We start from the raw sequence: 17,720 nt of genomic DNA on the forward strand, positions 1-17,720 counted from the left end.
GCCGAAATTCCGTGCCAGATGACGCCGATGCGATCCGGCGTGACGAAACCCTTGCCCCCCGGCCGGGTTGAGACCCGATGAGCATGAAGGAGGAAAGAGCCATGCTGAAACGCAGTTTGACGACCGCCCTGGTCGGCGGCAAGGCCCTGGCGCTTGGCGCCATCATGGGCTCCACGGCGCTTGCGCAAAGCGGCGAAGTGATCGAAGGCGACACGACCGTGATCGAGACGCCCTCGGGCAATACCGCCATCGTGCCGGGTGCAGCGACCGAGCCAAGCACCCCCCTGGGCGCGGTACTCGAGCCGGGCTACCCGTTGCTGGAACAGCTCGACAATGACGAGGAAATCGCGCGAACGCTGGTCTCGCAGGGGTTCACCGACGTGCATATCCTGCGCGAAGGCCCGATCCTGACGATCAATGCGCAGCGCGATGGCCGGCCGACGGAGCTGGTTTACAGCATTGCCAATGGCAGCCTGATCTCGGTGGACGGCGTCGAGCTCCGCCCGGCACCGGATGAATCGGGCAAAGGCGGCCCGGCTGCCTCTGAAACGGAAGCTGGCCCCGGCGCCGGTGACGAAACCGGTGCGGACGGGGATGGCACGGATGACGGGGCCGAAGGGGATGCGGAGGGCGAAACTCCGGGTTCGGACGGGGCCGACAGCGGCACAGACGGGTCGGGCGAAGGCTCGGACAGCTCTGATGGCGGGTCCGATGCGGGCTCGGACGGCGGTGAAGGCGACGGCGATGGCGAAGGCGGTGGCGAAGGCGGCGAGGGCAACGGCTGATCCTGCGCATGGGCAAGCCAAGCCCCACCCTGCGGGGCCGAGCCTGGGCCCGGCCCTTGGAACCACCCGCGGGGCTGCCCCCTGATCGCACGCTGCGGCGTGCAGGCTGCCCCGGGGCTCTGCGAAAAAAAAAGCCCCGCCGAGGCGGGGCTTTTCGATGCGGGCGCGCTCAGTTGCGCTCCTTGTCCACCATCTTGCCTTTCGAGATCCAAGGCATCATGCCGCGCAGCCTTTCGCCGACCTTCTCGATCTGATGCTCGTCGTTGATGCGGCGGGTCGCCTTGAAGAAGGGCTGGCCCACGGCGTTCTCCTGCATGAAGTCGCGCACGAACTTGCCGGTCTGGATGTCGGTCAGCACCGCCTTCATCCGCGCCTTGGTCTCTTCATAGGGCAGCACGCGCGGGCCCGAGACGTATTCGCCATATTCGGCGGTGTTCGAGATCGAATAGTTCATGTTGGCGATGCCGCCCTCGTAGATCAGGTCCACGATCAGCTTCACCTCGTGCAGGCATTCGAAATAGGCCATTTCCGGCTCGTAGCCGGCCTCGACCAGGGTCTCGAAGCCCATGCGGATCAGCTCGACCAGGCCGCCGCACAGCACCGCCTGCTCGCCGAACAGGTCGGTTTCGCATTCCTGGCGGAAATTGGTCTCGATGATGCCCGAGCGGCCGCCGCCGATGGCCGAGCAATAGGACAGCGCCAGGTCCATGGCCTTGCCGGTGGCATCCTGGTGCACCGCGACCAGGCAGGGCACGCCGCCGCCCTTGGTGTATTCGCCGCGCACGGTGTGGCCCGGCCCCTTGGGCGCCATCATGATCACGTCCACGCCGGGCTTCGGCTCGATCAGGCCGAAATGCACGTTCAGCCCGTGGGCGAAGGCGATGGCGGCGCCTTCGCGCAGGTTGTCATGCACGTATTTGCGATAGGTCTCGGCCTGCAATTCGTCGGGCATGGTGAACATGATCAGGTCGGCCCAGGCGGCGGCCTCGGCGATGCCCATGACCTTCAGCCCCTCGGCTTCCGCCTTCTTGGCCGAGGCCGAGCCCTCGCGCAGCGCCACCACGACGTTCTTGGCGCCGGAATCGCGCAGGTTCAGCGCATGGGCATGGCCCTGGCTGCCATAACCCAGCATGGCGATCTTCTTGTCCTTGATCAGGTTCACATCGCAGTCGCGATCATAGTAAACGCGCATCGGAAACTCCCTCCATTTCGCTGAGGGGTTTGTAACAGGCGATTTCCCGGAGATGTGTGCATTTTTCACGTTCAATGCGACTATATCGTTATGATAATGTGCAGTTCACGATAAAAGTGAAAAAATCATGCTCGACGCCACCGATCGCCGCATCCTGCGCCAGCTTCTGGCCGATCCCGAGATCCCGAACGCCCAGCTGGCCGAGCGGGCAGGGGTCACGCCCGCAAGCCTCTGGCGCCGGCTGGAACGCATGCGCCAGGCCGGGGTGATCCGCGCCACCCTGACCCGCATCGACTGGCGCAGGCTCGGCTACGAGGTGCAGGTCAGCCTGCGCTTTACCCTCGACAAGACCCATCCCCGCGCCTTCGACGAATTCATCGCCGCAGCCCGACGCGTGCCCGAAGTGACCGAGATCCAGACCTTCCTGGGCTCGGTGGACCTGCGGCTGTCGGTGATCGCCCGCGACATGGCGCATTGGCAGCAGCTTTACCGGGAAAGCATCCTGACCCTGCCGCATGTGGCCGACAGCGATGCGCTGATGCTGGTCTCGACCATCAAGGATGTGCAGGAGCTGCCGCTGTGAGCTTTCAGCCAGACGCCACCGACCTTGCGATCCTGCGGTTGCTGGCCGAGGATGCGACGCGCGGCGCGGCCGAGATCGGCCGGGCCCTTGGCCTGACCCAGCCCGCGGCCTGGCGGCGTATCCGGCGGCTGACCGAGGCCGGGGTGATCGCCGGGCGCCGGGTGGTGGTGGACGAGGCCGCTCTGGGCTTCGGCGTCACCGTGTTCCTGGGCATTCGCCTGGCGGTCAAGGGCCGGGTCAGCCTGGAGGATTTCGAACGTGCGGTGACGGCGATCCCCGAGGTGCAGGTGGTGCAGCATGTGCTGGGCCAGTTCGACTACCGGCTGCGCATCCATGCCCGCGACATCGCCGATTTTGAGCGCATCCTGCGCCGCCGCATCATGACCCTGCCCGGCGTGGGCCAGGTCGAGGCCAATGTCATGCTTTCCGAAGAGCGCCGGCCGGGGCCGCTTTAGCCCGGCGGCCCCGGCCGGCGCATCCGGAAAGGCCGGCTGTGCCACAGCAATGCGTCCGGGGGGCTCGTGCCGCATTCGCTGGTGCGGGCCGCGCAATTGGCCCAGTTCGCCGGGCCGGGTCCGAAAGCCAAGGGCGCCTGGTCCTGCTGGACTAGAGCGCCCTTGTCAGCTTGACGGCCCCTCCCGGCCGGCAGGCCGGTGCCGGCGCCGCCGTCAGGGGCCGATGACCCGGCAGCTTTGCTGCCGCGCGGCGATCCGGCCGCAGGCGAGTTCGGCGGTTTCCCGGTTCATCCCGACGAAATTCGCCTCAAAGCCCCGCTTGGTCGTGGCCACGCGGCTCAGCGCGCTGCCCAGGGCGCCGCTTTCCTGAAGCGCGGTTTTCAGCAGCATTTGTTCGGCCTCGTATTGCGACCGGAACAGTCCCAGCGAGACGCCCCATCCCTTGCCGCCCGCATCCGATCCGCGGGCCACGATCTCGGTCGGCTCCGGCGCGGCATCCTCCTGAGGCTCAAGCGAGGCGAGGATGATCGTCTCGGACCGCTGGGTCGGCGCGGGCGAGGCCAGCAGCGCCATGCTTTCCGGCTGCGGTTGGGTCGCCTGCACGAACAGCGAGGGCGAGCCCGCCGCCGGCGCGGAAAGCCCGGCCGAACGGTCGTCGCGCGGCGCCGGGGCAGGGCGGACGGCATTCACCGGCACGGCCGCGGGTTCCGAGGCATCGCCTTCTTCCGGCCGGGCCTCGGGCCGGGCGGCGCGGGCCAGCAGTTCGGGATCGGCCGCGACATTGGCGAACTGGCCGGTGCCGGGCTTGCGCGCCGGCCGGGCGCTGGCGGCCAGGGTGCTGCCGCTGCGGGCGGGGGCTGGCGCAGCCGCCTGGGCGCGCGAGACCGCGGCCGAGATCGCCGCCGGCGTCACCACCGCCACGGTCGAGGCGCGGGCCACCGGGCGGTCCGAGCTGGACAGCCGCACGTTCGCCGCCTGTTGCGGCTCGGTGCGCGCGACCTGCACGGTGCGGCGCACCTTCTTCTCGGCCACCAGCTGCGGCGGGGCGGGCTTCACCTCTCGCACACGGGTGGGGGCCTTTCCGAAGCCGGCATCGAGCAGTTGGGCCATGACCTGGTTGCGATGCGCGGTCGAGGTGCCGCCCAGCACGGTTGCGACGATCCGCTTGGAGCCCCGCTTGGCCGAGGCGGTCAGGTTGAACCCCGCCGCCCGCGTATAGCCGGTCTTGATGCCGTCCGCGCCCTCGTAGCTGTCGAGGAAACGCTTGTTGGTGCTGGCGACGGTGGCGATCCCCGCATCGGCCGAGCGGCGCGAGAAGATCGAGTAATATTGCGGGAAATCGTAGAACAGCCGGCGCCCGAGGACCGTCATGTCGCGCGCCGTGGAATAATGCCCCTCGGCCGTTAGGCCGTTGGCGTTGCGGAAATGCGTGTTGCGCATGCCCAGGGCGCGCGCCATCTGGGTCATCTGCGCGGCGAATTTCGCCTCGGACCCCGCCAGCCCCTCGCCGATCACCGTGGCCGCGTCATTGGCGGATTTCACCGCCGCCGCGCGGATCAGGTAGCGCAGCTCGATCCGCTGGCCCGGCTTCAGCCCCAGCCGCGAGGGCGGCTGCGCGGCCGCATGGCTGGACACCAGGAACTTGCTGTCCAGCCGGACCTGTCCGCGCTCGACGGCGCTGAAGGCCATGTAAAGCGTCATCATCTTGGTCAGCGAGGCCGGATGAAGCCGCGTATCCGCGTTCTGCGCATAGATTTCCTGCCCGGTGCGCGCATCCATGACGAAGGCCGCGAAGGGGGCGGCGGCCACCGCCATGGGCAATGCCCAGGCGAATAGGATCATCAGTCCCAAACGGACTTTTCTGGTGATTCTGCTCACTGTCCCGGTCTCTTCTGCCTCTGAGGGTCCGTTCATTATGCGGGCCCTTCATTAATGAAATGACAATAACACGCATTCCCGTGTTCGGAAACCGCAAGTTTGTGCCCTTGCCGCGCAATCTGCCGCAGGTTGCCGGCGCTTTCGCCTCTGCCGCGGGGGCGGGGCTTATCAAGCGCGGGGAAAGGCTCTATATTCGGTCCCAGAACCGTCCATATCCTGATACGAGCGTCGTGACCAAACCGCAGATGACCAACCGACCTGGGGACCGCGAAGAGGTCGAACTGGGGGTCAAGACCAGGCCCCGCACGCAGCGGCCTCCGATGTACAAGGTATTGCTGCTGAACGACGATTTCACGCCGATGGAATTCGTCGTGCATGTGCTTGAGCGGCTGTTCAACATGAACCACGCCCAGGCGATCGAGATCATGCTGACGGTTCATCGCAAGGGGGTGGCCGTCGTCGGCGTCTTCTCGCACGAGATCGCCGAAACCAAGGTGGCGCAGGTCATGGAACTGGCCCGCCGCCAGCAGCATCCGCTGCAATGCACCATGGAAAAAGAGTAGAAATTGGCTGGATCACGGCTGGAACTTGTCTTTGGCGGCACGCCGCCCGAAGGGCGCATGCTGCTGATCGGCGCGGGCGCCGCGACCGATCTTGACCCCTTCGACCCCGCCCGCGTGCAGATCGTGCAGGGCTTTTACCCCGATCACCGGGCGCTGAAGGCGCGCGGCTACGACATGGCGACCGAGGCCTCGGGCGATTTCGACGGCGCCGTGGTCTTCCTGCCGCGGGCGCGGGCCGAGGCGCGGGCGCGCATCGCCGAGGCCGCGGCGCGGCTGGCGCCGGGCGCCTCGCTGTGGATCGACGGGCAAAAGACCGACGGCATCGACGCGGTGATGAAGGAGATGCGCGCCCTGGCCCCGGTGGACGAGGTCCAGTCGCGTGCCCATGGCAAGATCTTCCGCGTCACGCTGCCCCAGCCGGGCTGGCTGCCCGAGGGCTGGGCGGCGCAGGATCACCTGGCCGCGCCCGGCATGGTGACGCGGCCGGGCGTGTTCTCGGCCGACGGGCCGGACCCGGCGTCGCAGGCGCTGGCGGCGGCGCTGCCCGAAAAGCTGCCGACCCGCATCGTCGATCTGGGCGCGGGCTGGGGCTGGCTTTCGGCACAGATCCTGGCCCATCCCGGCGTCGAGCTGCTGCACCTGGTCGAGGCCGATGCCGCGGCGCTGGATTGCGCGCGGCGCAATGTCACCGATCCGCGGGCGCGGTTCCATTGGGCGGATGCGCTGGATTTCCGCCTGCCCGAGCCGGTGAACGGCGTGATCATGAACCCGCCCTTCCACGAGGGGCGTGCGGCCGACCCGAGGCTGGGCGCCGGCTTCATCCGCGCGGCGGCGGGGCTGCTGACCGGGGCGGGGCGGCTGTGGATGGTGGCCAACCGCCACCTGCCCTATGAGCAGGCGCTGCGGGAATGCTTTGCCGAAGTCGCCGAGCTGGGCGGCGATGCGCGCTTCAAGATCCTGACCGCCTCGGGAGCGCGGCGCGGCACTGCCGGGCGCCTTCAACCAAAAGGCCCGCAACCGAAAGGCCGGAAAAGATGAGCCTCTCCATCCAGGGCAAGACCGCCATCGTGACCGGCGCCGCCCGCGGCATCGGCCTGGCCATCGCCCGGCATTTCGAGGAGGCAGGCGCCAATGTCATGTTCGCCGACAGCGACGAGGCGGCGCTGATGACCGAACTGGGCGAACAGGCGGCAAGCGAAGGGCCGGTGCGCGCCTTTGCCGGCGACTTGGGGCAGAAGCTGACGCTCGCGAACCTGATCTCGGCCACCATCGACGCCTTCGAGCGGGTGGATATCCTGGTCAATGCGCATCGCATGGTGCAGGGCTGCGACCCGCTGACGGTGAACGACGAGCTGCTGGGCGACATGCTGCGCCAGAACATGAGTTCCGGCCTGCGCCTGTCGCAGATGGTCGCCAGGCGCATGATGGCCCAGGCCGATGAGGCGGGCGAGGCGAGCGAGAACGCCTTGCAGCACGGCGCCATCGTCAATGTCACCTCGCTGGCCGCCGATTGGCCGCAGCCGCAGATGCTGGCCTATTCCATCGCCAGCGCGGCGCAGGCGCAGGCCACGCGCTCATTGGCCTCGGCTCTGGCGCCCAGGCGGATTCGCGTGAACGGCGTGGCCTTTGCCAGCATCATGTCCAACAACCTGCAACTGAAGCTGCGCGAGGATCCGGGCCTGCGCGAGCGCATGGTCGCCGCCACGCCGCTGGGCCGGATTGCCGGCGCGGACGAATTGGCGGCGACGGTGCAGTTCCTGGCCAGCGAGGCCTCGAGCTTCGTGACCGGCCAGATCCTGCGCGTCGACGGCGGCCGCAGCCTGGGCGACCCGCTGGCGCCAGGGGTCTACTGAGCCCTATTTGCCCTCTTCGGGGTAGGCGGCCTTGCAGGCATCGACGGCCGCGCGGGCGGCGGGGGCCAAAGCCTGCTTGCGCGCCAGCAGGTTGTCGCGCTTGCGTGCCTCGGCCGCCGGGTCGATCGGCACCCGGTAACGCTCGGTATCGGCAACGTCGCGCAAGCAGGGACGATAGCCCAGCCGGCGGTTGCCGTCCTTGTCCAGCCAGACATAGCGGCAGTCGTCCCATTGGGTGCGCATCACCGTGCGCTCCTCCCAGGCATAGCCGCGCGCCAGGTTGGCCTCGACCTCGGCCAGAAGGTTCGAGACGGTGCGATATTCGCGGGTGTTGCGACTGATGCATTGCTCTTGCGGGGTTCCGCAGGATGCGACAACCAGAACAGGCATCAGGGCAAGCAGGATGTTGCGGGTCATGGCCGGGATCTCTAGTTGTTTCGCCCGAAGCATAAGCCCGCCCCGCAGGCGGGGCAATTCACGAATGCGGAGGCAAGCCCATGGAAATGCACGATGAGCGACAGAAGGCCGCGGCCTGGTTCCGCGAGCTGCGCGACCGCATCGTCTCTGCCTTCGAGGCGCTGGAGGATCGCGGCCCCGCCAATGCGCCGGCCGGCCGTTTCGAGATCCGCGAGACCAAGCGCGGTGAGGATGGCGGCGGTGGGTTGATGTCGGTGATGCGCGGCGGCCGGGTCTTCGAGAAGGTCGGCGTGAACTGGTCGGCGGTGCATGGCGAGCTGTCGGCCGCAGCCCGGCAGGCCATGGCGGCCCGCGGCGTGCCGGGGGTCGAGGGGGATCCGCGCTTCTGGGCTTCGGGGATCAGTCTGGTCGCGCATATGCAGAACCCGCATGCGCCGGCGGTGCACATGAACACGCGCATGTTCTGGACGCCCGGCGCCTGGTGGTTCGGCGGCGGCGCCGACCTGAACCCCTGCCTGGAATATGCCGAGGATACGGCGCATTTCCACGCCACGCTGAGCGCGGCCTGCGCCCCGCATGGAGCCGATTACTATGACCGCTTCAAGGCCTGGGCGGACGAGTATTTCTTTGTCCCGCATCGCGGCCGGGCACGGGGCGTCGGCGGCATCTTCTATGACGACCTGAACACGGGCGACTGGCATGCCGATTTCGCCTTTACCAGGGCGGTGGGCGAGGCTTTCCTGCCCGCCTTCCTGCCGCTCGCGGAAAAGCGCATGGCCCAGCCCTGGGGCGAGGCGGAAAAGGACGCGCAGCTGATCCATCGCGGACTTTATGCAGAATACAACCTGGTCTATGACCGCGGCACCAAATTCGGCCTGGCGACCGGCCACGACCCCGAGGCGGTGCTGATGAGCCTGCCGCCCATGGCGAAATGGGCCTGATGCCGGACTGGCCGGATCTCTACCTCATGCGGCACGGCCAGACAGTCTGGAACGCCGAGGGGCGGTTGCAGGGCCGGCTGGATTCGCCGCTGACGCCCCTGGGCGAGGCGCAGGCGCGGCGGCTGGCCTGGCTGGTGCGCGACCTGCGCGGCATGGCGCGGCTGGTCAGCACCGCGGGGCGGGCGCAGCAGACGGCGCGTATCGCCTTTGGCGGGCAGGGCTTTGACCTGGACGAACGCCTGCACGAAATCGACATCGGCGATTTCAGCGGCCGGCTTGCGTCGGAACTGCAGGCCGCGCATCCCGAAGCCTTCGCCCGCGGTCCGCTGGACTGGTATGACCTGGCACCGGGCGGCGAGCATTTCGCCGGGCTCGAAGCGCGGGTGCGCGCGTTCCTGGACGATCTGGACGGCCCGGCGCTGATCGTGACGCATGGCATCACCCTGCGCATGCTGCGGCTGGTGGCCATGGACTTGCCGCTGGAGCGGCTGGCCCAGATGCCGGTCAGCCAGGGCGGGCTGCACCTGGTCAGCCGCGGCCGGCACCGGATGTTTCTTTGACGCCTGTCAGGATTTCGGCGGCAAGGGGCGGGCAGGGTTGCCGACGACGGTCGCGCCGGGCGCCACGTCGCGGGTCACGACCGCGCCGGCGCCGACGATGGCGCCGTCGCCGATGCTGACGCCAGGCAGGACGATGGCGCCGCCGCCGACCCAGACGTCATCGCCGATGGTGATGGGCTTGCCCCATTCGACGCCCTTGGCGCGGCTGTCGCGCTCGCGCGGGCGATCCTCGGTCAGCAATTGCACGGCGGTACCGAACTGGCAGCGCGCGCCGATGCGAATCTCGCAGATGTCCATGAAGAAGCAGCCGTAATTCACGAAGCAATCCGGCCCGAAATGGATATGCTTGCCGTAATCGACGTGAAAGGGCGTGCGGATCACCGCACCGTTCCAGGTGCCCAGCAATTGCGTCAGGGTGCGGGCGCGGGTCTTGTCGCCGATGATGGTGGCATTGTAGTCGCGCATCAATCCCTGCGCGGCCTTGCGCATCGCCACCAACTCGCCATCGCCGGGCTTGTAGGGCCGGCCGGCCAGCATGTCCTCGCGCGCGGTCAAATGAAGCCAAGCTCCAGGCGGGCTTCCTCGGACATCATGTCCATGCCCCATTGCGGCTGGAAGGTCATCTCGACATCGACCTGCTTGACGCCGGGCAGCGGCTCGACGGCATCGGCGACCCAGCCGGGCATCTCGCCCGCGACCGGGCAGCCGGGCGCGGTCAGGGTCATGACGATGCGCACGGCATTCTCGTCATTGATGTCGATGGTGTAGATCAGCCCCAGGTCGAAGATATTGACCGGGATTTCCGGGTCGTAGACCGTCTTGCAGGCCTCGACCACGCTGTCGTAAAGGGGATGGTCCGTCGTCGAAGGCGCGATCAGCGGGTCGCCCTCCTTGAGATTCTCGGTGCTCATGCGGCGTGTCCTGTAAAATCTTGGCAATGATATAGGACTTGTGCCATCCGGGGTCCAGAGCCGCTTAGAAGCGGAAGTTCAGCCGCCGCGCCACGCCGATGCTGATCGAGGGCTGGCTGCGGGTCTGCACCAGCGGCGAATCGCCGGCATCGCCCAGCAGCCGGCCATAGGTCAGCCGCCCCATCAGCGCCGTATTGGGCATGAATTCGTAACGCGCCTCGACGCTGATGCGGGCGATATAGGCGCCGCCGTCGGGGTTGTGGACCGGCTTGCCGCCGGCAAGCGATTCGCCTTCGTCCACGCCAAAATAGGTGCCGGTGAAATCCTGGTCGCCCAGGCCCAGCTCGGCCCCGGTCCACAGCGTCAGCTGGTCGCTGACCTCATAGCGGTATTTCGCGCCCAGCTCGCCCACCACGCCGTGATGGCCGCCGAAACCCTTGCGGATGGCGCCATAGCTGGTCATGTCGCCCATGCGCCAGGACAGCTTCACCCCGAATTCGCCGGCGCGGCCGATATCCTCCATGCCGCGCAGATCCTCGTGATCGCTGGAATCGCGCTTGCCGATATAGTTCAGCGAGGGCAGGACCGAGATCCCGTCCTTCTTGCCGGCATCGGCATCGCTGTTGCGCAGGATGATCCAGGGCGAGGCGTCCAGGTTGTCCGAACCCATGAACTCGGGACTGTATTTCACGCCCAGCCCGGTATCGACCGAAAGCCCGCGCCCAAGCCCCAGCGACTGCGCCGCGGCGGGCGAGGTCAGGGCGGTGGCGGCAAGAAGCGCAAGCGCGGCAATCCGAGTCATGGCGAATCCTTATCAAATCGCCCGGCACCCTGCGTCGAAACCCGGCGCCAGGGCAAGCGGAGTCTGGTGAATTTTACACAATAATTCGCGGCTGTTGCGCTCAGGCCCGCTCGGCTTCCTCCAGCCGTTCCAGCGCCTCCATCCACAGCCCTTCGGCGCGCTGCATCGCCTCGCTGGCCTCGGCATGCTTGCGGCCCCAGGCTTCGGCCTTTTGCGCGTCGTCATAGGTTGCCGGATCGGCCAGGATGGCGTCCAGCTTTTCCAGCATGGCGGTCAGCTTGCCGACCCGCTCCTCGGCGCGCCTGGCCTCGGCGCGCAACTCCAGGATCTTTTCGCGCGCGGGGCGTTTCGGCGCCGGTTTCGCCTCGGCTTTCGGCTCGGGCTTTTCCTCGCCGGCCAGCAGCATGCGGCGATAATCGTCCAGGTCGCCCTGCCAAGGCGAGACGCCGCCCTGGTCCACCAGCCACAGCCGGTCGGCCACCAGATTCAGCAGGTGCATGTCGTGGCTGACCAGCACCACGGCGCCGGTATAGTCGTTCAGCGCCTCGGTCAGCGCCTCGCGGGATTCGATGTCCAGGTGGTTGGTCGGCTCGTCCAGGATCAGCAGATGCGGCGCGTCGATGGTGGCGAGCAGTAAGGACAGCCGCGCCTTCTGCCCCCCGGAAAGCTGGCTGACCCGGGTCTCGGCCTGCGCCTCCATCAGCCCGAATCCGGCCAGCCGGGCGCGCAGCTTTGCCGGCGGCTCGTCCGGGCGCAGCCGGCGGACATGGGCGATGGGCGTCTCGCCCAGCTCCAGCTCATCGACCTGGTGCTGGGCGAAATAGCCGATGCGCAGCTTGCCCGAGCGCGCGATCCGCCCCTCCATCGGCTCCAGCCGCCCGGCCAGCAGCTTCGAAAGCGTGGACTTGCCCTGGCCGTTGCGGCCCAAGAGCGCGATGCGGTCGTCCTGGTCGATGCGCAACGCCAGCCGGCGCAGCACCGCCCGCCCGTCATAGCCGACCGAAACCCCGTCCAGCGAGACGATGGGCGGCGACAGCTGGTCGGGCTGCGGAAAGCCGAAGCGGTGGAACTTCGCCTCTTCCGGGGCGGTGATCGGCTCCATCTTCTCCAGCATCTTGATGCGGGCCTGGGCCTGGCGGGCCTTGGTGGCCTTGGCGCGGAAACGATCCACGAAGCTTTGCAGATGCGCGCGGCGGGCATCCTGCTTTTTCGCCTCGGCGGCTTGCAGGGCGCGCTTCTCGGCCCGGGTCCGCGCGAAGGTGTCGTAGCCGCCGGAATAGAGCACCAGCTTGCGATCTTCGAGATGCAGGATATGGCCGACGGCGCGGTTCAAAAGGTCGCGGTCATGGCTGATGACGATGACGGTATGGGGATAGCGCTGCAGATAGCTTTCCAGCCACAGCGCGCCTTCCAGGTCCAGGTAGTTGGTGGGCTCGTCCAGCAGCAAGAGGTCGGGCTGCGAAAACAGCACGCCTGCCAGCGCCACGCGCATGCGCCAGCCGCCGGAATAATCGGCGGTCGGCCGCGCCTGGTCCTCGGTCGAAAAGCCCAGGCCGCGCAGGATGGTCGCGGCCCGCGCCTCGGCCGACCAGGCGTCGATATCGGCCAGCCGGGTCTGGATCTCGGCGATGCGATGGGCGTCGGTGGCGCTCGCGGATTCGGCCAGCAGCGCGGCGCGCTCGGTATCGGCCGCCAGCACCGTCTCCAGCACGCTGGTCGCGGTGCCGGGCGCCTCCTGCGCGACGCCGCCGATGCGGGCGCGGGGCGGCAGGCTGATGGCGCCGCCGTCAAGGCCCAGCTCGCCCCGGATCAGCCGGAACAGCGTGGTCTTGCCGGCGCCGTTCGGGCCGACCAGGCCGACCTTGTGCCCGTCCGGGATGGTGGCCGAGGCATGCTCGAACAGCGGCCGTCCGGCGATGGAATAGGATATGTCGTCGATGCGCAGCATGCGCCACCGCATGGCGCAAGCGGCGCGCCCCGTCAATGCCGTCATCGACGGCCCGCGCGAAGGAGGGGGCCGCGCCGGCTTTTCAAGCGCCGTCGCCCATGCTAACGGGGCGCGGATTTCCGGGCCACCTGCGGCCGGAACAAGGAACCGGAACAAGGAAAAGGACGACCGACATGGCCATCGAACGCACGCTCTCGATCATCAAACCCGACGCCACCAAGCGCAACCTGACCGGCAAGATCAACGCCAAGTTCGAGGATGCCGGCCTGCGCATCATCGCGCAGAAGCGCATCCACCTGTCGCCCGCCCAGGCCGGCCAGTTCTACATCGTCCACAAGGATCGCCCCTTCTACGGCGAACTGGTCGAGTTCATGGCCTCGGGCCCGGTCGTGGTGCAGGTGCTGGAAGGCGAGAACGCCATCGCCAAGAACCGCGAAGTGATGGGCGCCACCAACCCGGCCAATGCCGACGAGGGCACCATCCGCAAGGAGTTCGCTCTCTCGGTCGGCGAGAACTCGGTCCATGGCTCGGACGCGCCGGAAACCGCCAAGGAAGAAATCGCCTTCTTCTTCTCGGGCCTCGAACTGGTCGGCTGAGCCCCGGCCTCTTCGTTCCCCAAATACCCAAAGGAAAGGGCCGCCCATCGAGGCGGCCCTTTCTCCTATTGCCGCTTCGCGGTCAGCTCGAAACCGATCTCGACGCCGAATCCCACGGTGCTTTCATCGGCATAGCCCGCGCCGATGCCGAAATCGCGGCGATCGACGCGCATCTGCCCCTTGGCCTGCGCCACGTCACCCTGAAGCGTCAGCGCGAAGGGCAAATCGGCCTCGACCGTCTGGCCGGCGATGGTCAGCCGGCCCTGCGCGGCATGCGGCTGGCCCTCGGCCGGGGGCGGCAGGATCTCGGCCTCGAAACGCGCGGCGGGATGGGCGGCGGCGTTCAGGAAATCCGGGCCCTTGGCCGCGTCGCTGATGGCGCCCAGCGTCAGCGAGGCGATGTCGACATCCACCGTCACCCGCCCGGTCTGGGTCTCCGGGTCATAGGCGATATCGGCCTGCCATTGCCCGAACTGCCCCGTGACCGCATTGCCGGCCTGCATGACCTCGATCTCCAGCGCGCCCTGTTCGACCGCCCAGCCCGATCCGGCCGCGGCCGCAGGGGCGGATGCGGTGGCGGGCATCTCCTGCGCCTCCGGGGTGTCGGCCGGGATGAAGGCGACCCCCACCCAGACCACCAGCCCCGCCAGGGCGGCCAGGACATGCGGCAGGAGGCCGGGCTGCGCGGCCGGGGGCTCGGGCGCGTGCTCGGGATTGCCGGCCATGCGGCGCATGGTGCCGTCGCGGTCGATGATCGCGTGCTTCAGCGCCCCCGCGACATGCAGCAGGATCAGCCCGGCCAGCAGCCACCAGCCGAATTCGTGGAAGGCCGCGAAACGCCCGGACAGCGCCGCGTCCTCGGGAACGAAGGGCAGGCGCTGGCCGAAGGGCCAGAGGATGCGGGCAAAGCCGCCCGGCGCCGCGGAATGCAGAAGCCAGCCCGACAGCGGCATGACGACCATGCCGATCCACAGCGCCCAATGCACGACCTCGGCGCCGAAGCTTTCCAGCCGCCGCTCGGGATGCAGCGGGCGCGGCTTCGGCTGGGTCAGGGTCCACAGCAGGCGCAGCGCGGCGAGGGCCAACGCCGCCATGCCCACGGTCTTGTGCACGGAATAGGCGGTGAAGATCGCCTGCAGCTGCGTTTCCCCGCCATCGGGCAGGTTGTCCGCGTAAAGCCCGATGGCGATGGCGGCCAGGATCAGCACCGCGACCGTCCAGTGGAACATGCGGGCGACCCAGCCATAGGCGCGGGCGGTATTGCTGGCTTTCATCGGATTTCTCCCATCGCTTCGCGCCAATGGCGCCGGCAGAGCGAGACATAGGTTTCATTGCCGCCGATCTGCACCTGCGCGCCCTGGTGCAGCACGCGGCCGCCTTCGTCCTGGCGTATGACCATGGTGGCCTTGCGCCCGCAATGGCAGATGGTGCGCACCTCGCGCAGGTCGTCGGCCACGGCCAGCAGCGCCGCCGATCCGGGAAACAGCCGGCCGCGGAAATCGACCCGCAGCCCGTAGCACATCACCGGCTGGCCAAGGTCGTCGGCGACGCGGGCCAGCTGCCAGACCTGCTCCTCGGTCAGGAACTGCGCCTCGTCGACGAAGATGCAGGCGGCGCCGCGGCCCCGGGCCTGGATCAGGGCGAAAAGATCGGCTTCGGGGGTGAAACCCAGCGCGGATTCGGCGATGCCGATGCGGCTGGCGATCCGGCCGGGGCCGGCGCGGTCGTCCAGCGCCGCGGTCAGAAGCAGCGTCGCCATGCCGCGTTCGCGGTAATTGTAGGACGCCTGCAGCAAGAGCGTGCTCTTGCCGGCATTCATCGTGGAATAGTGAAAATAAAGCTTGGCCATGCCGGCACATAGCCGCGAGGGCCGGGGGGTCGCAAGCCGCCGCGACGGGGCGGCGGCTCACGTTTGCGCGTATCGCGGCGGGATCAGGCCCGCTGCGCCGTTTTCGGCGCGCGCGAGGGGCGCCGGGCCGGGCGCTTGCGCGCCGCGCCTTGCGCCGGGCGGCCCGCGGGGCCGCCGCGTTCGCGGATCTTGGCCGCCTCGAAGGGCTCCTCGCCGCCGACCACGGCGATCTTGGCCTTCATCGCCTTCTCGATGGCGCGCAGCTCGCCGATCTCGGCGGGCGCGCAGAAGGCGATGGCGCGGCCGTCGCGCCCGGCGCGGGCGGTGCGGCCGATGCGGTGGACGTAGTTTTCCGGCACGTTGGGCAGGTCGTAGTTATAGACATGCGCCACCTCGGGAATGTCGAGGCCGCGCGCCGCCACGTCGGTCGCGACCAGAACCTTGGTGTCGCCGGCGCGGAAGCTGGCCAGGGCACGCTCGCGCTGGCCCTGGCTCTTGTTGCCGTGGATCGCGGCGACCTTGTAGCCCCATTTCTCCAAAAGCTTCGACAGCTTTTCCGAGCCGTGCTTGGTGCGGCCGAAGACGATGGCCAGCTCGTCCACATGTTTGGACAGGTATTCCGCCAGCAGCGTCGCCTTGTCGCCCTGGTTGACGAAATGCACGCCCTGGTCGATCTTGGCTGCCGCCTGGCCGGGCGGGTTCACCGCCACGCGCAGCGGATCGTTCAGGTAGCTGTCGGCCAGCTCCTCCATCAGCTTCGGCATGGTGGCCGAGAACAGCAGCGTCTGGCGCTCGCGCGGCAGCATCTTGGCGATGCGGCGCAGCGCGTGGATGAAGCCGATGTCCAGCATCTGGTCGGCCTCGTCCAGCACCAGATACTTGGTCTGCGACAGGTCGATGGCGCCGCGCTCGATCAGGTCGATCAGCCGGCCCGGCGTCGCGATCAGCACGTCGACGCCGCGTTCCAGCCGCTGGACCTGCACGTTGATCGAGGCGCCGCCGACGACGCGGAACTGCCGGATCGGCGTGCCGATGGCATAATTGTCGATGTTCTCGGCGATCTGGGTCGCCAGTTCGCGGGTCGGCGCCAGGATCAGCGCCCGGCAGGTCCGGGGCTCGGGCTTGCGGCCGATGTTCAGCAGCCGGGTCAGCATCGGCAGGCCGAAGGCCGCCGTCTTGCCGGTGCCGGTCTGGGCCAGGCCCAGGAGGTCGCGGCCGGCGACGATGCCGGGGATGGATTTTTCCTGGATGGGCGAGGGGGTCTCGATGCCCAGGCCCGGCAGGTTGATCGCCACGCGCGCATCGATCCCCATGCGGGTGAAGGCGGTGTCGATATCCGGAATGGCGCGGCGGATGAATTTCTCTTCCGGCTCGGCGCGGTGACGGCGGTGGTTGGTGTTGGGCTTGTCGTTGCGGAAGCGCGGCTTGCCGCCTTGCTGGGCGCGGGGATTGCCCGAACGGTTCGGGCGGGTGGTCTCGTTGGTCATGTCGTCTTTCGGCCAGGTCGCCCGCGTATCGGCGCGCATGGCTGGGGCCGTGCGGATCGCACGGCAGGTTGCGAGGGGCGGGCGTGGATACGGTGATGCCCGCAGCCTCCCCGCGTGAATGGGAAACTGAAAATCGGTGCCGACCTTGGCGCAAGGGCGCCGGCTGCTCACGCGGCAGCGGGCGGCAACTTGTCGCAAATGAGGGTTCGGGCGGCGAAAGTCAAGCGCGGTCTGCGGAATCCATCCAGATCGTCACCGGGCCGTCATTGACCAGCGACACCTGCATGTCGGCGCCGAAGGAGCCGGTCTCGACCGGGAGGCCGAGCGCGCGCAGCGCCTCGGCAAAGCGCAGATACAGCGCCTCGCCGCGCTCGGGCGCCTCGGCGGTGGAGAATCCGGGCCGGTTGCCGGTGCTTGTGTCGGCGGCGAGCGTGAACTGGCTGACCACCAGCACCGCGCCGCCGATGTCCTGAACCGATCGGTTCATCTTACCGGCCTCGTCGCGGAAGATGCGCAGCTTGGCGATGCGCGCGGCCAGTTTCGCGGCCGCGTCCTCGGGGTCGCCGCGCATGGCGCAGACCAAGACCAGAAGGCCGGGCCCGATGCGGCCGATGCTGCGGCCCTCGACCGTGACCTCTGCCTCGGCGACGCGCTGGACCAGCGCCCGCATGTCAGCCGCCCAGCATGATGCCAAGGACAACCAGCATCAGCCCCAGGACCGAGGCCGCGAGCGCCGCCATGTTCACCGCGACGACCTTGCGCATGGCGGCGCGCATCTGCTCGTCATCGGCGATCCGTGCCTTGGCGCGCGCCGCGGTGACGATGCACCATGCCAGCGCGACCAGCCCGATCACCGTCAACCCGGTTCCGCCCCAGATCAGCCCGTCCCAGATCGTCATG

21 protein-coding genes are annotated in these 17,720 nt (G+C 68.3%); 9 read left to right on the forward strand and 12 right to left on the reverse strand.

From position 1 onward, the window contains the following. Positions 1-101 precede the first annotated feature (101 nt). The gene (locus tag ACNKFW_RS06440; RefSeq protein WP_051419755.1) at positions 102-785 is read left to right on the forward strand and encodes a hypothetical protein; all 684 of its coding nucleotides are present in this window, start codon (positions 102-104) and stop codon (positions 783-785) included. Positions 786-954: 169 nt separating this feature from the next. Here ACNKFW_RS06440 and ilvC read toward each other — a convergent pair whose 3' ends face one another. Next, positions 955-1,977, reverse strand: coding sequence for a ketol-acid reductoisomerase (gene ilvC, locus ACNKFW_RS06445; protein ID WP_024845420.1), 1,023 nt, complete (start codon positions 1,975-1,977; stop codon positions 955-957). Between the two features lie 127 nt (positions 1,978-2,104). Between ilvC and ACNKFW_RS06450 the strand changes: the two genes are divergently transcribed. Together ACNKFW_RS06450 and ACNKFW_RS06455 are read left to right on the forward strand one after the other, a co-directional pair. Continuing rightward, entirely contained in the window at positions 2,105-2,560 is a 456-nt protein-coding gene (locus tag ACNKFW_RS06450; protein ID WP_024845419.1) for an Lrp/AsnC family transcriptional regulator, read from the forward strand. Beyond that, positions 2,557-3,015, forward strand: a complete 459-nt coding sequence (locus ACNKFW_RS06455) for an Lrp/AsnC family transcriptional regulator (protein WP_024845418.1) — start codon at positions 2,557-2,559, stop codon at positions 3,013-3,015. The genes ACNKFW_RS06450 and ACNKFW_RS06455 overlap by 4 nt, the downstream gene beginning before the upstream one ends. Before the next feature lie 213 nt (positions 3,016-3,228). Here the strand turns inward: ACNKFW_RS06455 and ACNKFW_RS06460 are convergent, their stop codons facing one another. Further along, positions 3,229-4,857: a D-alanyl-D-alanine carboxypeptidase family protein gene (locus tag ACNKFW_RS06460; RefSeq protein ID WP_244314586.1), complete on the reverse strand. Its 1,629-nt coding sequence runs from the start codon at positions 4,855-4,857 to the stop codon at positions 3,229-3,231. A 281-nt stretch (positions 4,858-5,138) separates the two neighbouring features. Between ACNKFW_RS06460 and clpS the strand changes: the two genes are divergently transcribed. From clpS to ACNKFW_RS06475, 3 genes are read left to right on the forward strand one after another with little or no spacing between them, the layout of a single operon-like run. Continuing rightward, positions 5,139-5,456: an ATP-dependent Clp protease adapter ClpS gene (clpS, locus tag ACNKFW_RS06465; RefSeq protein WP_024845416.1), complete on the forward strand. Its 318-nt coding sequence runs from the start codon at positions 5,139-5,141 to the stop codon at positions 5,454-5,456. 3 nt (positions 5,457-5,459) lie between these two features. Next, positions 5,460-6,494, forward strand: coding sequence for a class I SAM-dependent methyltransferase (locus ACNKFW_RS06470; protein ID WP_024845415.1), 1,035 nt, complete (start codon positions 5,460-5,462; stop codon positions 6,492-6,494). Next, positions 6,491-7,309, forward strand: coding sequence for an SDR family NAD(P)-dependent oxidoreductase (locus ACNKFW_RS06475; protein ID WP_147428015.1), 819 nt, complete (start codon positions 6,491-6,493; stop codon positions 7,307-7,309). Before ACNKFW_RS06470 ends, ACNKFW_RS06475 begins: the two co-directional genes overlap by 4 nt. Positions 7,310-7,312: 3 nt before the next feature. Here the strand turns inward: ACNKFW_RS06475 and ACNKFW_RS06480 are convergent, their stop codons facing one another. Then, positions 7,313-7,726 (reverse strand): hypothetical protein, encoded by a 414-nt coding sequence (locus tag ACNKFW_RS06480; protein WP_024845413.1) that lies wholly within the window; start codon positions 7,724-7,726, stop codon positions 7,313-7,315. Between the two features lie 80 nt (positions 7,727-7,806). Between ACNKFW_RS06480 and hemF the strand changes: the two genes are divergently transcribed. Next, entirely contained in the window at positions 7,807-8,667 is an 861-nt protein-coding gene (hemF, locus tag ACNKFW_RS06485) for an oxygen-dependent coproporphyrinogen oxidase (RefSeq protein ID WP_147428014.1), read from the forward strand. Beyond that, positions 8,667-9,227, forward strand: coding sequence for a histidine phosphatase family protein (locus ACNKFW_RS06490; protein ID WP_028710659.1), 561 nt, complete (start codon positions 8,667-8,669; stop codon positions 9,225-9,227). Before hemF ends, ACNKFW_RS06490 begins: the two co-directional genes overlap by 1 nt. 6 nt (positions 9,228-9,233) lie before the next feature. Here the strand turns inward: ACNKFW_RS06490 and ACNKFW_RS06495 are convergent, their stop codons facing one another. From ACNKFW_RS06495 to ACNKFW_RS06510, 4 genes are all read right to left on the reverse strand, one after another. Next, positions 9,234-9,782 carry a sugar O-acetyltransferase gene (locus ACNKFW_RS06495; RefSeq protein WP_024845410.1) on the reverse strand — a complete coding sequence of 183 codons (549 nt, stop codon included), beginning with the start codon at positions 9,780-9,782 and terminating at the stop codon, positions 9,234-9,236. Beyond that, the gene (locus ACNKFW_RS06500; RefSeq protein WP_024845409.1) at positions 9,779-10,138 is read right to left on the reverse strand and encodes an SUF system Fe-S cluster assembly protein; all 360 of its coding nucleotides are present in this window, start codon (positions 10,136-10,138) and stop codon (positions 9,779-9,781) included. Before ACNKFW_RS06500 ends, ACNKFW_RS06495 begins: the two co-directional genes overlap by 4 nt. Positions 10,139-10,202: 64 nt before the next feature. Beyond that, complete coding sequence (locus ACNKFW_RS06505) at positions 10,203-10,940, reverse strand: MipA/OmpV family protein (protein ID WP_024845408.1); 738 nt, start codon at positions 10,938-10,940, stop codon at positions 10,203-10,205. Positions 10,941-11,040: 100 nt separating this feature from the next. Continuing rightward, entirely contained in the window at positions 11,041-12,888 is a 1,848-nt protein-coding gene (locus ACNKFW_RS06510; RefSeq protein WP_024845407.1) for an ABC-F family ATP-binding cassette domain-containing protein, read from the reverse strand. A 173-nt stretch (positions 12,889-13,061) separates the two neighbouring features. Between ACNKFW_RS06510 and ndk the strand changes: the two genes are divergently transcribed. Further along, positions 13,062-13,484, forward strand: a complete 423-nt coding sequence (gene ndk, locus ACNKFW_RS06515; RefSeq protein ID WP_024845406.1) for a nucleoside-diphosphate kinase — start codon at positions 13,062-13,064, stop codon at positions 13,482-13,484. 65 nt (positions 13,485-13,549) lie between these two features. On the opposite strand, the gene ACNKFW_RS06520 is transcribed toward ndk, so the two are convergent. From ACNKFW_RS06520 to ACNKFW_RS06540, 5 genes are all read right to left on the reverse strand, one after another. Next, positions 13,550-14,758 (reverse strand): cytochrome b/b6 domain-containing protein, encoded by a 1,209-nt coding sequence (locus tag ACNKFW_RS06520; protein WP_147428013.1) that lies wholly within the window; start codon positions 14,756-14,758, stop codon positions 13,550-13,552. Then, on the reverse strand, positions 14,755-15,333 hold the full coding sequence (locus ACNKFW_RS06525) for a thymidine kinase (protein ID WP_024845404.1): 579 nt from the start codon (positions 15,331-15,333) through the stop codon (positions 14,755-14,757). The genes ACNKFW_RS06520 and ACNKFW_RS06525 overlap by 4 nt, the downstream gene beginning before the upstream one ends. A gap of 83 nt (positions 15,334-15,416) precedes the next feature. Further along, positions 15,417-16,820, reverse strand: coding sequence for a DEAD/DEAH box helicase (locus tag ACNKFW_RS06530; RefSeq protein ID WP_231486877.1), 1,404 nt, complete (start codon positions 16,818-16,820; stop codon positions 15,417-15,419). 220 nt (positions 16,821-17,040) lie between these two features. Next, a complete protein-coding gene (dtd, locus tag ACNKFW_RS06535; protein ID WP_024845402.1) occupies positions 17,041-17,490 on the reverse strand; it encodes a D-aminoacyl-tRNA deacylase in 450 nt (149 codons plus the stop codon). A 1-nt stretch (position 17,491) separates the two neighbouring features. Then, entirely contained in the window at positions 17,492-17,719 is a 228-nt protein-coding gene (locus tag ACNKFW_RS06540) for a hypothetical protein (RefSeq protein WP_024845401.1), read from the reverse strand. Position 17,720: the final 1 nt, after the last annotated feature.

The organism is Paracoccus sp. TD-10, assembly GCF_048270675.1.
In the GTDB taxonomy this organism is placed as follows: Bacteria; Pseudomonadota; Alphaproteobacteria; order Rhodobacterales; family Rhodobacteraceae; genus Paracoccus; species Paracoccus pantotrophus.

Coding starts and splice junctions, on each gene's coding strand:
- ACNKFW_RS06510 (WP_024845407.1), bottom strand. CDS start 12,888: ATGCTGCGCATCGACGACATATCCTATTCCATCGCCGGACGGCCGCTG.
- ACNKFW_RS06525 (WP_024845404.1), bottom strand. CDS start 15,333: ATGGCCAAGCTTTATTTTCACTATTCCACGATGAATGCCGGCAAGAGC.
- ACNKFW_RS06505 (WP_024845408.1), bottom strand. CDS start 10,940: ATGACTCGGATTGCCGCGCTTGCGCTTCTTGCCGCCACCGCCCTGACC.
- ndk (WP_024845406.1), top strand. CDS start 13,062: ATGGCCATCGAACGCACGCTCTCGATCATCAAACCCGACGCCACCAAG.
- dtd (WP_024845402.1), bottom strand. CDS start 17,490: ATGCGGGCGCTGGTCCAGCGCGTCGCCGAGGCAGAGGTCACGGTCGAG.
- ACNKFW_RS06440 (WP_051419755.1), top strand. CDS start 102: ATGCTGAAACGCAGTTTGACGACCGCCCTGGTCGGCGGCAAGGCCCTG.
- ACNKFW_RS06480 (WP_024845413.1), bottom strand. CDS start 7,726: ATGACCCGCAACATCCTGCTTGCCCTGATGCCTGTTCTGGTTGTCGCA.
- ACNKFW_RS06520 (WP_147428013.1), bottom strand. CDS start 14,758: ATGAAAGCCAGCAATACCGCCCGCGCCTATGGCTGGGTCGCCCGCATG.
- ACNKFW_RS06490 (WP_028710659.1), top strand. CDS start 8,667: ATGCCGGACTGGCCGGATCTCTACCTCATGCGGCACGGCCAGACAGTC.
- clpS (WP_024845416.1), top strand. CDS start 5,139: ATGACCAACCGACCTGGGGACCGCGAAGAGGTCGAACTGGGGGTCAAG.
- ilvC (WP_024845420.1), bottom strand. CDS start 1,977: ATGCGCGTTTACTATGATCGCGACTGCGATGTGAACCTGATCAAGGAC.
- ACNKFW_RS06475 (WP_147428015.1), top strand. CDS start 6,491: ATGAGCCTCTCCATCCAGGGCAAGACCGCCATCGTGACCGGCGCCGCC.
- ACNKFW_RS06540 (WP_024845401.1), bottom strand. CDS start 17,719: ATGACGATCTGGGACGGGCTGATCTGGGGCGGAACCGGGTTGACGGTG.
- hemF (WP_147428014.1), top strand. CDS start 7,807: ATGGAAATGCACGATGAGCGACAGAAGGCCGCGGCCTGGTTCCGCGAG.
- ACNKFW_RS06460 (WP_244314586.1), bottom strand. CDS start 4,857: ATGATCCTATTCGCCTGGGCATTGCCCATGGCGGTGGCCGCCGCCCCC.
- ACNKFW_RS06530 (WP_231486877.1), bottom strand. CDS start 16,820: ATGACCAACGAGACCACCCGCCCGAACCGTTCGGGCAATCCCCGCGCC.
- ACNKFW_RS06450 (WP_024845419.1), top strand. CDS start 2,105: ATGCTCGACGCCACCGATCGCCGCATCCTGCGCCAGCTTCTGGCCGAT.
- ACNKFW_RS06500 (WP_024845409.1), bottom strand. CDS start 10,138: ATGAGCACCGAGAATCTCAAGGAGGGCGACCCGCTGATCGCGCCTTCG.